The sequence below is a fragment of the Mesorhizobium sp. WSM4809 genome, assembly GCF_055811655.1.
Window position 1 is genome coordinate 151,567 of sequence record NZ_JBVVQW010000011.1, and the last position, 11,674, is coordinate 163,240.

The 11,674-nt window shown below is 64.2% G+C and carries 11 protein-coding genes; 10 read left to right on the forward strand and 1 reads right to left on the reverse strand.

Features of this window, described 5'->3' with window-relative positions:
• Window positions 1-29 precede the first annotated feature (29 nt).
• The 6 genes from AC0L24_RS24260 to AC0L24_RS24285 are packed head-to-tail and all read left to right on the forward strand — an operon-like array spanning window position 30 to window position 5,439.
• Window positions 30-626, forward strand: a complete 597-nt coding sequence (locus AC0L24_RS24260) for a thioredoxin family protein (protein WP_127809910.1) — start codon at window positions 30-32, stop codon at window positions 624-626.
• Window positions 627-656: 30 nt separating this feature from the next.
• Entirely contained in the window at window positions 657-2,282 is a 1,626-nt protein-coding gene (locus tag AC0L24_RS24265) for an FAD-dependent oxidoreductase (RefSeq protein WP_127809911.1), read from the forward strand.
• The gene (locus AC0L24_RS24270) at window positions 2,279-2,605 is read left to right on the forward strand and encodes a 4Fe-4S dicluster domain-containing protein (protein ID WP_127255510.1); all 327 of its coding nucleotides are present in this window, start codon (window positions 2,279-2,281) and stop codon (window positions 2,603-2,605) included. Before AC0L24_RS24265 ends, AC0L24_RS24270 begins: the two co-directional genes overlap by 4 nt.
• A gap of 32 nt (window positions 2,606-2,637) precedes the next feature.
• On the forward strand, window positions 2,638-3,474 hold the full coding sequence (locus AC0L24_RS24275) for an ABC transporter ATP-binding protein (protein ID WP_127270530.1): 837 nt from the start codon (window positions 2,638-2,640) through the stop codon (window positions 3,472-3,474).
• Between the two features lie 12 nt (window positions 3,475-3,486).
• Window positions 3,487-4,383: an ABC transporter permease gene (locus AC0L24_RS24280; protein ID WP_127270901.1), complete on the forward strand. Its 897-nt coding sequence runs from the start codon at window positions 3,487-3,489 to the stop codon at window positions 4,381-4,383.
• Window positions 4,384-4,419: 36 nt separating this feature from the next.
• Window positions 4,420-5,439 (forward strand): aliphatic sulfonate ABC transporter substrate-binding protein, encoded by a 1,020-nt coding sequence (locus AC0L24_RS24285; protein WP_127809913.1) that lies wholly within the window; start codon window positions 4,420-4,422, stop codon window positions 5,437-5,439.
• 57 nt (window positions 5,440-5,496) lie between these two features.
• Here the strand turns inward: AC0L24_RS24285 and AC0L24_RS24290 are convergent, their stop codons facing one another.
• Entirely contained in the window at window positions 5,497-6,525 is a 1,029-nt protein-coding gene (locus AC0L24_RS24290; protein WP_127396597.1) for a LacI family DNA-binding transcriptional regulator, read from the reverse strand.
• A gap of 336 nt (window positions 6,526-6,861) precedes the next feature.
• Between AC0L24_RS24290 and AC0L24_RS24295 the strand changes: the two genes are divergently transcribed.
• From AC0L24_RS24295 to AC0L24_RS24310, 4 genes are all read left to right on the forward strand, one after another.
• Complete coding sequence (locus AC0L24_RS24295; protein ID WP_127331050.1) at window positions 6,862-8,475, forward strand: extracellular solute-binding protein; 1,614 nt, start codon at window positions 6,862-6,864, stop codon at window positions 8,473-8,475.
• A gap of 81 nt (window positions 8,476-8,556) precedes the next feature.
• Window positions 8,557-9,417: a carbohydrate ABC transporter permease gene (locus AC0L24_RS24300; protein WP_473564203.1), complete on the forward strand. Its 861-nt coding sequence runs from the start codon at window positions 8,557-8,559 to the stop codon at window positions 9,415-9,417.
• The gene (locus AC0L24_RS24305; protein ID WP_127331046.1) at window positions 9,414-10,373 is read left to right on the forward strand and encodes a carbohydrate ABC transporter permease; all 960 of its coding nucleotides are present in this window, start codon (window positions 9,414-9,416) and stop codon (window positions 10,371-10,373) included. The genes AC0L24_RS24300 and AC0L24_RS24305 overlap by 4 nt, the downstream gene beginning before the upstream one ends.
• Window positions 10,370-11,464, forward strand: coding sequence for an ABC transporter ATP-binding protein (locus AC0L24_RS24310; protein WP_473564204.1), 1,095 nt, complete (start codon window positions 10,370-10,372; stop codon window positions 11,462-11,464). The genes AC0L24_RS24305 and AC0L24_RS24310 overlap by 4 nt, the downstream gene beginning before the upstream one ends.
• Window positions 11,465-11,674 lie beyond the last annotated feature (210 nt).

Genomic DNA, 11,674 nt, shown 5'->3' on the forward strand with positions numbered 1-11,674 from the left:
AACCGGCTGCACAAAGGGAGCGCGCATCGATGCCGAAGACAGAGTCCAATCCGATCGACCTCGGCACCAGGGCGGCCGATTTCCTGTTGCCCGACGCGCAAGGCGTGCTGCACCGCCTCGCCGATTTCGACGCCAAGCCGGCCTTGCTCGTCGCCTTTATTTCCAACCGCTGCCCGTTCGTCGTGCTGATCCGTGAGCAGCTTGCCGTTTTCGCCAGGGATTATGCCGGCAAGGGGCTGCAAGTGGTGGCGATCAACGCCAATGACCATGAGGCGCATCCGGAGGAGACGCTGGCCCGCATCGGCGAAGAGGCCGAAAAATTCGGCTATTCCTTCCCCTATCTCAAGGATGCGTCGCAGCAGACGGCCAAGGCCTATGGCGCCGCCTGCACACCCGACTTCTTCCTGTTCGATGCCGACCGGCGGCTCGCCTATCACGGCCAGTTCGACGATGCGCGGCCGGGTAATGGCAAGCCGGTGACCGGTGCCGATCTGCGGGCAGCGGTCGACACGGTGCTGGAGGGCGGCAGGCCCACTGCCAGCCAGGTGCCGTCGATCGGCTGCAACATCAAGTGGAGCGCCGGCAACGAGCCGGTCTGGTCTTCCAGCGCGGCCCGCGCGGCCTAGCGCCGTCCTCGACGCATTCGCCAGGTATCCATGCCCAAGCCGCAAAAATCCGTTTCTGACAGCTTGCTGCTCCAGGCCGACGTGCTGGTGCTGGGCGGAGGTCCGTCAGCGGCCTGGGCGGCTGTCGCTGCGGCCGAGAGCGGCGCCAAGGTGGTGCTGGCCGACAAAGGTTATCTTGGCACCAGTGGCGCCACCGCGCCCTCCAACACCGGCACCTGGTGCGTGCCGCCGGGCGACAACAGGCATGCCGTCGTTGAGCGGCGTTGGCAGCGCACCGGCGAACTCGCCGACCCGCGCTGGATGCTGCGCTGCGTCGATACCGCCTACCGCAATCTGCTCAGGCTGTCCGAATGGGGCTATCCCTTTCCGAGCGAGGATGACGGCCGGCTCTACATCGCCAATCTGCGCGGGCCGGACTACATGCGCTTCATGCGCCGCCGGGTGCTGTTGGCCGGCGTCACCGTGCTCGACCATCACCCGGCGCTCGAACTTCTGTCCGACGGCGATGCCATCGTTGGCGCCGCCGGTGTCGCCCGGCAGATCGGCCAGGACTGGCGCGTCGACGCCAACGCGGTGGTGCTGGCGACGGGCGGCTGCGCTTTCCGCGAGCGCATCCTCGGCGCGACCGGGCTGACCGGCGACGGCTATCTGATGGCGGCGGAAGCCGGCGCCAGCCTGTCGGGCATGGAGTTCACCGGCAAGTACACGCTGGCGCCCTATGGCTCCTCATTGAACAAGGGCCTGCCGTTCCGCTGGGCATCGTTCCATCGCGAGGATGGTTCGCCGATCCTCGGGCCGACCGGCGAGCCGTTGCGCAACGGCATCGGCGACCGCGAGGAGGAAGTGGCGCGTGCGCTGATCGACGGCCCGGTCTATGCGCGGCTCGATCAAGCCGAGCCGGCGCTGCAAGGCTGGCTGCGCCAGGGTCAGCCGAACTGCTTCGTGCCCTATGACCGCGCCGGCATCGACCCGTTCAGCGAACTGTTCCGTATCACCTTGCGCGCCGAAGGCACGGTGCGCGGCACCGGCGGCATCGACATCGTCTCCGACGATTGCGCCACCGGCGTGCCCGGCCTCTATGTTGCCGGCGACGCTGCCAGCCGCGAGATGATGACCGGTGCGGTATCAGGCGGCGGCGCCTTCAATTCGTCCTGGGCGCTGGCCAGCGGCTGGTGGGCCGGCAAGGGCGCCTCGATTCATGCCCAGCGCCGCACCGGCAAGGCGTTCCGCAGCGCAGTGCAATCGCTCGGCCAGGCCGGCTTGCGTCCTGCATCATCGGCGAGGGCCGACATCTCGGCGGGCGAAGTTATCGAGGCGGTGCGTAGCGAAGTCACGCCGCTCGACAAGAATTTCTTCCGCACTGGCGAGGCCCTGGAGAAAAGCGGCGAGCGGCTGGAGAGTGTCTGGCGCGACGTGCGCAGCCATCTGCAAGGCGAGGGGCTGGACCGGGTCCGTACCCGAGAGGCAGCTTCGATCGCCGCTGCTGGGCGTTGGTCCGTGGCCGCCGCGCTGCACCGCACCGAGAGCCGCGGCATGCACCGCCGCACCGATCTGCCGGGCAAGAGCCCGGCCTTCGCGCACCGGCTGGTCATCACCGGTGTGGATGCGTTCCGCATCGCAGGTGCGCCTGAGCGGCTGGCGGAGCTGGCGTCATGATCGAGATCGTCTCGGCCACGCGCTGCGTCGAATGCGACATCTGCGTCAAGGTGTGCCCGGCCAACGTCTTCGACGCGACCGACAATGGCGTGCCGGTGATCGCTCGCCAGGAGGACTGCCAGACCTGCTTTCTTTGCGAGATCTATTGCCCGACCGACGCGCTTTATGTGGCCGAGTTCGCCGAAGGGCCGACCGGCATCACGGAAGCTCAGGCCGACGCCCGCCAGCTGTTCGGCTCCTATGCCCGCGCGCTTGGCTGGAAGCGCGGCAAGGCGGGCGGCTCGGAATTCGACCCGACGCACCGCATCCGCGTGGCGCAGTGAACCGATCGGAGACAGATATGGATCGCCCGAACATGGACCGGATCGTCGTCAGCGACATCAGCAAGACCTTCCAGCTCAAGCCGGGGCAGTTCGTCACCGTGGATGGCGAGGCGACCGACCGCGTCACCGTGCTCGACGGCGTCGATCTTTCCATCCGCAAGGGCGAGTTCATCACGCTGGTCGGCCCGAGCGGCTCGGGCAAGTCGGTGCTGCTCGATATCATTGGCGGGCTGACGCAGGCGACCGGCGGCAACGTCCAGCTCGACGGCAGGCGCATCACCAGGCCCGATCCAAAGACCGGCTATGTCTTCCAGCAATATGCGCTGTTTCCCTGGCGCACGGCGCTCGCCAACATCGAATATGCGCTGGAAGTGCGCGGCGTGGCCAAGGCCGAGCGTACCGCCACAGCCCGCCATCTGTTGGCGCTGTTCGGCCTTGCCGGTTTCGAGGACCGTTTTCCCAACCAGCTGTCCGGCGGCATGCAGCAGCGTGTGGCGATCGCGCGTGCGCTGGCCAGCAACCCGGAAGTGCTGCTGATGGACGAGCCGTTCGCGGCGCTCGACCAGCAGACGCGCGAGCTTCTGCAAGGCGAGCTGCTGCGGATCTGGGGCAAGATCAACACCACGGTGATTTTTGTCACCCACTCGATCGACGAGGCGATCTTCCTCGCCGACCGCGTCGTGGTGATGACGGCACGGCCGGGCGCGGTGAAAGAGATCATCGACATCGACCTGCCACGACCGCGCGACGGCGACATCCGCGCCAGCGCCGAATTCAATCTATATCGCGCCCGCGTCTGGGACGTGCTGCGCGACGAGGTCAACAAGGCGCAGAAGGACTGGACCCTGTCGCCAGCCTTCAGTCACTGAGGAGCTGGACCAATGGCCTATCTGACCGAGAAGTTTGGCTCCGCGGGAGCGCTCCACCTGTTTGCCGGCGCTGGCGAAACGGTAGCCGCCGCCAGGGTCCCGGCCATCAAGGCCAGCGCCAAGATCCGGAGCAAGAAAGCAAGCCACGGCACGTTCCTCTATGGCGTGCCGCTGCTCGGCCTGTTCTTCCTGCTGTGGGAGATCGCGCCCCGACTCGGCTGGCTGAACCGGATCTTCTTTCCGCCGCTGAGCGAGGTCCTGGTCGCCTGGTGGGCGCTGCTCGCCTCGGGCGTGCTGATCGAGCATATCGGCATCAGCCTGCAGCGCGCAGCGATCGGCTTCGCACTCGGCGTGGTGGTGGCCATCCCCCTCGGTCTGTTGATGGGGCGCTATTCGCTGTTCGAGAAGGTTTCCGACCTCCTGGTGCAGACGCTGCGAAACACATCGCAATTCGCACTGCTGCCGGTGTTCATCCTGTTGCTCGGCATCGGTGAGGAATCGAAGGTCGCGATCACCTTCTACTCCTCGGTTTTCTTTCTCCTCGTCAACACGATCAGCGGCGTCAAGTCGGTGGATCCGCTGCTGATCAAGGCGGCGCGCTCGATGGGTACGTCCGACTTCGATCTGTTCCGCAAAGTCATCCTGCCGGCCAGCATTCCCTCGATCGTCGCCGGCGCCCGGCTGGCGGTGAAATCCTCGCTGTTCGCGGTCATCGGCGCCGAGATGCTGGCGGCCAAATCCGGCCTCGGTTTCCTCATCCAGAACTCGCAGCTGATGATGGAAACGGCCGACATGTACGCCGGCATCCTGACGCTGACCGTCATCGGCCTGACCGTCAATTACCTGCTCGTCTGGTTCGAGCGCTGGGCAACGGCCTGGAAAGGCCAGTCCGAGACCTCGCTCATCTGAGCCACCCATTCATTCCAATCAGGAAGGATTTTTCCCATGCCCAACATTCCATTCGACGCCCTTCGCCGGCTGCTGCTGAAGGGCGCTATTGCCGTCGTCATCGGCCTTGGCGGCATGCCTGCCTTCGCGCAGGACAAGCCTGAAATTATCCGCATCGGCAGTACCGCGCCGGGGCATCTCAAATTCATCCTCGCCCAGAAGGACGGCTGGTGGGAGAAGGAGTTCGCCAAGGACGGCATCAAGGTCGAACTGGTGACTTTCAATGGCGGTTCGGAGGCGACGACCGCGCTGGCCACCGGCGCGATCGAGTTCACCTATACCGGCAACAATCCGGCGCTGCGGGTTGCTGCGTCCGGCGCCGACGTCAAGCTGATCGGCCTGTCGAGTTATGTGAAGGCCGGCGGTTCCTACATCGTCGTCAAGACCGACTCGCCGTTGAAGACGCTGCAGGATCTCAGGGGCAAGAAGGTCGCCTATCTCACCGGCACGGTGCGGCATTCGAACTTCAGCAAGGCACTGAACAGCGTCGGCCTGACCATCAATGACGTCGAAGGTCTGAACCTGCCGTTCGAGGCATCCGGCCCGGCGTTGCTGCGCGGCGATATCGACGCCATTGTCGAGACCGATTCGACGGCGGCCAAGCTGGTCGACACCGGCGAGGCGCGCGTCCTGTTCGACACCAGCACTCATCCGGAATGGAACGTGCCCAACGTCATCTCGGTCAACGGCGCCTTCGCGGCGAAATATCCCGATCTGGTCAAGCGGCTGCTGAAGGTCGATATCGAGATTTCGCGTTGGGCCGATGCCCATCCGGACCAGACGATCAAGACCTTTGTCGAGGCCACCAAGTCGTCGGAAAAATCCGTCCGCAAGACCTACGCCGACGGGGTGTTCCATCAGGATCCGAAACTCACGGACGACGCGATCGCCGCCTTGCAAGGCGAGGAGAAATTCATGGCCAGCGCCGGGCTCCTGAAGGGCTCGATCGACTATGGCAAATGGGTCGACAAGAGCTTTGTCGATGGCGCCGCGGCTGAAGTCGCTGCCGTCCAATAGACTAGAAGCATCGAGCGGGGCGGGCGCTTTGCCGCGCCGCCCCGTTCGTCTGGTTCGTCAAATCTCCGGGATGTTCTCCTTGAAGATCACCTGCAGCCTTGGCTGGTGCAGTTCATAGGGCAATCCCCGGACCGCATGGATCAGGGTGTTGAGCGCTTCGCGGGCCTCGACGCGCGGGTTCTGGTCGATGACCGCGTCGAGCGTGCCGTCGAGCAGAAGGTCCTTGGTGCCGTCCGTCACTTCGTGACCGAGGAAGACCATGGATTGGGCGCGGCCGCGCTCCTTGAGCGCGCGGGCGATACCGGTGTTGCCGGCGCCGACATTGTAGATCGCGGCAAGGTCGGGGTGCCGCTCCAGCAGGGCTGATGCCTCCGAATAGGCCTTCTCGCGATCGTCGAGCATTTCGCGCATCTCGACGATCTGCAGATTGGGTGATTCCTCGGTCAGCACGTGGCGGAACCCCATCTCGCGTTCTTCGTGGCCGCGATAGGACAGCGAGCCGGCGAACAGCGCCACCTTGCCCGGACGCCCCGATCCCATGAAGCGGTTGAGCAGATAGCCGGCCAGCCGCCCGGCGGCGCGGTTGTCGATGCCGATATACGCGACCCTGGGCACATGCAGGATGTCGGAAGCGATGGTCACCACCTTGATGTCGTTGGCCGACAGGGAGCGGATCGCTTCGCGCACCGTCGGATGGTCGAGTGCGATGACGCCGACGCCTTGCGTCTGTCCGCGCAGATCCTGCAGCAGGCGAGCGAGCCGGTCAGGATTGAAGCCCTCTATGGTGGCGATACGAACATCGAGGTCGGGCCGCGCCAGAGCCTGTGCCTCGATGTGGCGGTGCAGCATCTTGATGAAGGAATTGGTGCCGGCCGGCAGGGCGAAGTCGAGCCGGATGACCTCGCCGGGCGAGGGCCGTGGCGGCGTGCCGTTCGGGCCTTCGGCGATGTAGCCGAGGCGCTGCGCCATTTCGAGCACGATTTCCCGCGTGCGCGCCCGTACGCCGGGCCGGTTGTTGAGCACGCGGTCGACGGTGGCGGCCGAGACGCCGGCCTCCCGGGCTATGTCAGTCAGGGTGGAACGCACCGTCTTTCATCTCCTGCATGCGTCGGATCGGCTGGTGACGGCTTCCGCGTCATCGGCGATTCTGATGGGAAATGATGTATCCGCCCTTGGCCGATGTGCAAGCCGCCGGGCTAAATCAAATGGTCCGGCAGGGGTGCGCAGGGCCGGGAAGGGTCGGGTGCCCTCAAATTGAGGCATCCGGCTTGACGGATGGATCCCGTTTTTGTGCATTTCCTTGCCCTATTGCGATGTTATGATGTGTTTTGATTATTTATGATGTTGACAGCCTTGCCATGCTGTCGTCAATATCCCTCATAAGGGTCGTGGAGGAAACGTGGCCCTGAGGGAGGAGTTTCAATGTCTGACTTGATCCGCATCTCGCGGCGCCGGCTGCTGGCATCTGGAGGAAAGGCGGCCGTCATGATGGCCGCTGCTGGTATCGCACCCCAATTCATTCGTCCCGGCCGTGCCTATGCGGCCGACGCGCTGGCGCCAGGCATGATCGGCGGCCCGACGGGCTTCGAAGGGGCCGAGCGCTACCAGTATGGCGCCGATACGCCGGAAGGCCGCGCCATCGAGGCGGCGAAGGCGCTGAAGGGCGCCGGCAAGGCGCCGACCAAGATCGTGCTCGGCCTGTCCGACGGCTCGATCGGCCAGCTCACGCAGCCGTTCCCGGCCGGTGCGCCGTCGATCAAGGAGCTGTGGGAAAAGGAAACCGGCATCGCGATCGAAATCGTCGGTCTGCCGAACGGCCAGGAATTCACCAAGACGATGCAGGACATCTCCACCAAGGGTGGGGCCTACGACATCTACTCGACCGAATGGAACCGCCTCGGCGACCTCGCCGAAACCGGCGGCATCGCCAAGCTCGACGACTTTGTCGCGCAGCATAAGCCTGAATGGGACGATCCCGTCAGCGGCTATGTCAACGGCGCCAAGGGCGTGTCGCTGCTCAACAAATACCGCGGCTCGAACTATGGCGTGTCGCTGGACGGCGACTTCCAGACCTGGGTCTACCGCACCGACCTGTTCGGCGACGAAGCCGAGAAGAAGGCCTTCAAGGACAAATACGGCTACGATCTGGCGCCGCCGAAGACCTGGAAGCAGCATGGCGACATCGCCGCCTTCTTCCAGCGACCGGACAAGGGCCTGTTCGGCTCGACCGACCTGCGCAACCAGGGCTGGGGCTACACGAACTGGTACCAGCGCTATGTCTCGATGGCTTCGCCCAACCAGTTCCTGTTTGGCGATGACGGCAAGCCGATGATCAATTCCGAGCAAGGCATCGCCGCCACCAACGAATATGTTGCTTCGCTCGCGCATCATTCGCCGGATGCGATCTCCTGGGGCTGGCCGGAGCAATATGGCAACTTCGCCAAGGGTGGTGCGGCGATGACCTGCGCCTTCTCCAACCTGCCGAAATTCCTCGACAATGCCGGCAACAAGGATTCAGCCGTCACCGGCAAGATCGGCTCGATGCTGCCGCCCGGCCGCGAGATCGGCGGCAAGCTGATCAGCCGTTCCGTGCTGTGGTTCTCGCTGACCGGCATGGTCTCGTCGCAGTCGAAGAACCAGGAGGTCGCCTACCTCCTGCTGCAATGGCTGGGCTCGGCCCGCATCTATGCCTGGATGAGTGCCAACCCCGGCGGTTATCTAGACCCGTTCCGGCTTTCGGACTTCTCCGATCCGCTGGTGCGCCAGACCTATCATGCCTACCACATGGACGTCGTGCGCGAGACGGTCGCCCGCACCGTGCCGACCATCAACTATCCCGGCGCGACAGCCTTCCACAATGCGCTCGACGAGAACCTGATGGCGGCGCTGACCAAGGCCAAGACATCGGAGCAGGCGATGGCCGACACCGAGGCAGAGTGGAAAAAGATCGCCCGGCGCACCGGCGAGGACAAACTGCTCGAAGCCATCAAGACCAACAAGGAGGCCTGGCCGACAGTTCTCGATCCAATCGTCTGATCCTTCTCCCTGGATCATATCGAAGGAGGGGAGGAGCCTACTTCTCCCCTCCGCCCACAACGCCACCAGCAAAGCCGCCAGATGAAGCGTTCCGTTCCTTTCCTGATATTCCGCTATGCCGCGATCTTCGCGGCCGTGGCGGTGACGCTGGTGCCGATCCTGTGGATGGTGTCGATGGCGTTCAAGCCGATCGCCGAATGGTCGGCGACCGGCGCCGAACTGACCTGGTGGCCGAAGAACCCGACGCTCAGCAATTTCCGTTTCGTCTTCGGCGAGTCGACCAACAATTTGATCGTCGCGCTCGACCGTAACGCGCTGAAGCCGATCCTCGCATCGCTGCTGTCGGCGGTTTTCGGCACGGTGATCGCCATGTCGGCGGGCACAGCCGCGGCTTATGGGCTGTCGCGTTTCGGCTCCGGCCAGAACCTGCCGCTGGCGCTGATCCAACTCAGGATCTTTCCGCCGATGGCGGTCATGATCCCGGTGATGATCATGTGGGCTTTCCTCAACTTCACCGACAGCTGGTGGGGCCTGGCGCTGATCTACGGCATCGTCACCTTGCCGTTCGCCTTCTGGCTGATGAAGACCTTCTTCGACGACATGCCGCGCGAGATCGAGGAGGCAGCGCTTGTCGAAGGCTGTTCGCGGCTGCGCGTCTTCACCCGCATCACGCTGCCGATGATGCGCGCGCCGCTCGCAAGTGCCGCGCTCTTCGTCTTCATCCTCAACTGGTCGGACTATCTGATCGCGCTGCTTCTGACGACGCGCGAATGGGTGACGATCCCGGTCTACATGGCCTCGCTATCCTCCTCGATGACCGGGCAGCTCTATGGCGCCAAGGCGGCGCTTGGCCTGATCGCGGCCGTGCCGCCGGTCATCATGGGCATCGCCATCCAACGCCATCTGGTGCGCGGGTTGACGTTCGGGGCGCTCAAGCAATGAGCGCGGTGACTGCCATGACGTCCAAGGATGAGATGAAAGCCGTCGGAGCAAAGCCGGTTTCGCGCGATGAGGGCGCAAGGCTGGGTTTCCGGCTGACGCTGCCTGCGCAGATCCTGGTGCTGTTCATCTCGGCCTTCCCGCTGTTGATGCAGCTCTACATCAGCGTCACCGACTGGTCGCCCCTGTCGGGCACCGGCTGGTGGAACGCCTGGTCGATGTGGAACAGCTTTGCCAACTACACCGATCTCGCCGCCGACGCGCGCTTCTGGAGCGCGCTGAAGCGTACGGTCATTGTCATGATCGTCTGCGTGCCGGCGGAATTCCTGCTTGGGCTAGCGCTGGCGACGCTGTTTGCCGACGATTTCCCGGGCAAGCGCGCCTTCTATTCGATCCTGCTGATGCCGATGATGGTGGTGCCGGCGGTGGCCGGCTACATGTTCTTCATGCTGTTCCAGTCGGGAGGGCCGGTGAACGACATCTTGTCGGCGCTCACCGGATCTCCCGTCACCATCGCCTGGCTGTCGGATCCGACTCTGGCGCTGATTGCGGTGATGGTCGCCGACATCTGGCAATGGACGCCGCTGATGTTCCTTATCCTGCTTGCCGGCCTGGTCGGCGTGCCGGAGGACCAGATCAAGGCGGCGACGCTGCTCGGCGCCAATCCGTGGCAGCGCTTCGTCACCATCGTGCTGCCGAAGATGAAGACGATCATCATCATCGCGCTGGCGATCCGGGTAATCGAGAACTTCAAGATCTTCGACACGCTCTACATCATGACCGGAGGTGGCCCCGGCGTCGCCACCGAAACCATCTCGGTCTACATCTACAAGCTCACCACGCAGGATTTGATCTGGGGCTATGTGGCGGCGATCGCGCTGGCCATTCTGGTCGTGCTGTCGATCGTCGCGGTGTTTGCCATGAAGCGCATGGCGCGGGCACGCGAGGTAGCGGCATGAGCGCGATCCACTTGCAGAACCTGGTCAAGAAATTCGGCGACTTCACCGCGCTGAAGACCATGGATTTGGCAATTGCCGATGGCGAGTTCATGGCGCTGCTCGGCCCGTCGGGCTGCGGCAAGTCGACGACGATGAACATGATCGCCGGCATGGAAGAGCCGACCGGCGGCAAGATCCTGTTTGGCGAGCGCGACATGGCCGGCGTGCCGATGGGCCGGCGCGGCGTCGGCTTCGTCTTCCAGAACTACGCCATCTTCACGCATATGACGGTGCGCCAGAACCTTGCCTATGGACCAAAAATGCGGGGGGCTGCCAAAGCCGAGATCGATCGCCGCGTCGGCGCCATCGCCGAGATGCTGCAGCTTTCGCCGCTGCTCGACCGCAAGGCCGACAGGCTGTCGGTCAATATATTGCAACGGGTGGCGATCGGCCGCTCGGCGATCATGGAGCCGGCGATCTTCCTGCTCGACGAGCCGCTGTCCAATATCGACGCCGCTTTCCGGGCCGTCATGCGCACCGAACTGAAGCAGCTGCAGCGGCAGTTCCGCCAGACCATGGTGTATGTCACCCACGATCAGCTCGAGGCGATGACCATGGCCGACCGCATCGCGGTCATGGATCATGGCGTGCTGCAGCAGGTCGGCACGCCGCTCGAGGTCTACAACGATCCGGCCAATGTCTTCGTCGCCCGCTTTATCGGTGCGCCGGGCATGAATCTGCTCAAGGGCAGGCCAGCGGAGAGCGACCGCGGACTGGTCGTCGATCTCGGACCGCTGGGCGTCACGCCGCCGCTGCCGGGCGAACTCGCGATGGCCATGCGCGGTGCGCGCGGCGAGGTGCTTTACGGATTCCGGCCTGAACAGGCGACGTTGGTGCAGAATGGGCAGGGGCTCGCAATGCCGGTGACCTTTGTCGAACGGATCGGTGCGCGCACCATCGTTCATCTCGGCCAGGGCGAGGCGGCTGTGAAAACGGTGTTCGACAATGATGTCGGACTGGCTATCGGCGACACCGCTGTCATCGCCCCCACTACGTCGTCGGTGCGCGTCTTCGACGCCGCTACCGGCCGCGCCATGAGGGTGGGAGGCTGAGATGTTGGTCCGGCAAATTTTCGCAAGTTGGCGCCGCCCCTCACCCTTACCCTCTCCCCGTGTAGAGACGGGGAGAGGGGGGCGTCATCGTTGGAGCTTCTCCCTTCTCCCCGTCCCTATACGGGGAGAAGGTGCCGGTGTCCGAACCGGATAGATAGGTAACAGAATGGACTGATTAGATGGGTGACAGTTTTCTTGTCCGCCGGGAGG

Bases quoted from the DNA above. Each gene is read 5' to 3' on its own strand.
- AC0L24_RS24260 (WP_127809910.1), top strand. From the start codon at position 30: ATGCCGAAGACAGAGTCCAATCCGATCGACCTCGGCACCAGGGCGGCC.
- AC0L24_RS24305 (WP_127331046.1), top strand. From the start codon at position 9,414: ATGAGCGCGGTGACTGCCATGACGTCCAAGGATGAGATGAAAGCCGTC.
- AC0L24_RS24275 (WP_127270530.1), top strand. From the start codon at position 2,638: ATGGACCGGATCGTCGTCAGCGACATCAGCAAGACCTTCCAGCTCAAG.
- AC0L24_RS24270 (WP_127255510.1), top strand. From the start codon at position 2,279: ATGATCGAGATCGTCTCGGCCACGCGCTGCGTCGAATGCGACATCTGC.
- AC0L24_RS24300 (WP_473564203.1), top strand. From the start codon at position 8,557: ATGAAGCGTTCCGTTCCTTTCCTGATATTCCGCTATGCCGCGATCTTC.
- AC0L24_RS24280 (WP_127270901.1), top strand. From the start codon at position 3,487: ATGGCCTATCTGACCGAGAAGTTTGGCTCCGCGGGAGCGCTCCACCTG.
- AC0L24_RS24310 (WP_473564204.1), top strand. From the start codon at position 10,370: ATGAGCGCGATCCACTTGCAGAACCTGGTCAAGAAATTCGGCGACTTC.
- AC0L24_RS24265 (WP_127809911.1), top strand. From the start codon at position 657: ATGCCCAAGCCGCAAAAATCCGTTTCTGACAGCTTGCTGCTCCAGGCC.
- AC0L24_RS24285 (WP_127809913.1), top strand. From the start codon at position 4,420: ATGCCCAACATTCCATTCGACGCCCTTCGCCGGCTGCTGCTGAAGGGC.
- AC0L24_RS24295 (WP_127331050.1), top strand. From the start codon at position 6,862: ATGTCTGACTTGATCCGCATCTCGCGGCGCCGGCTGCTGGCATCTGGA.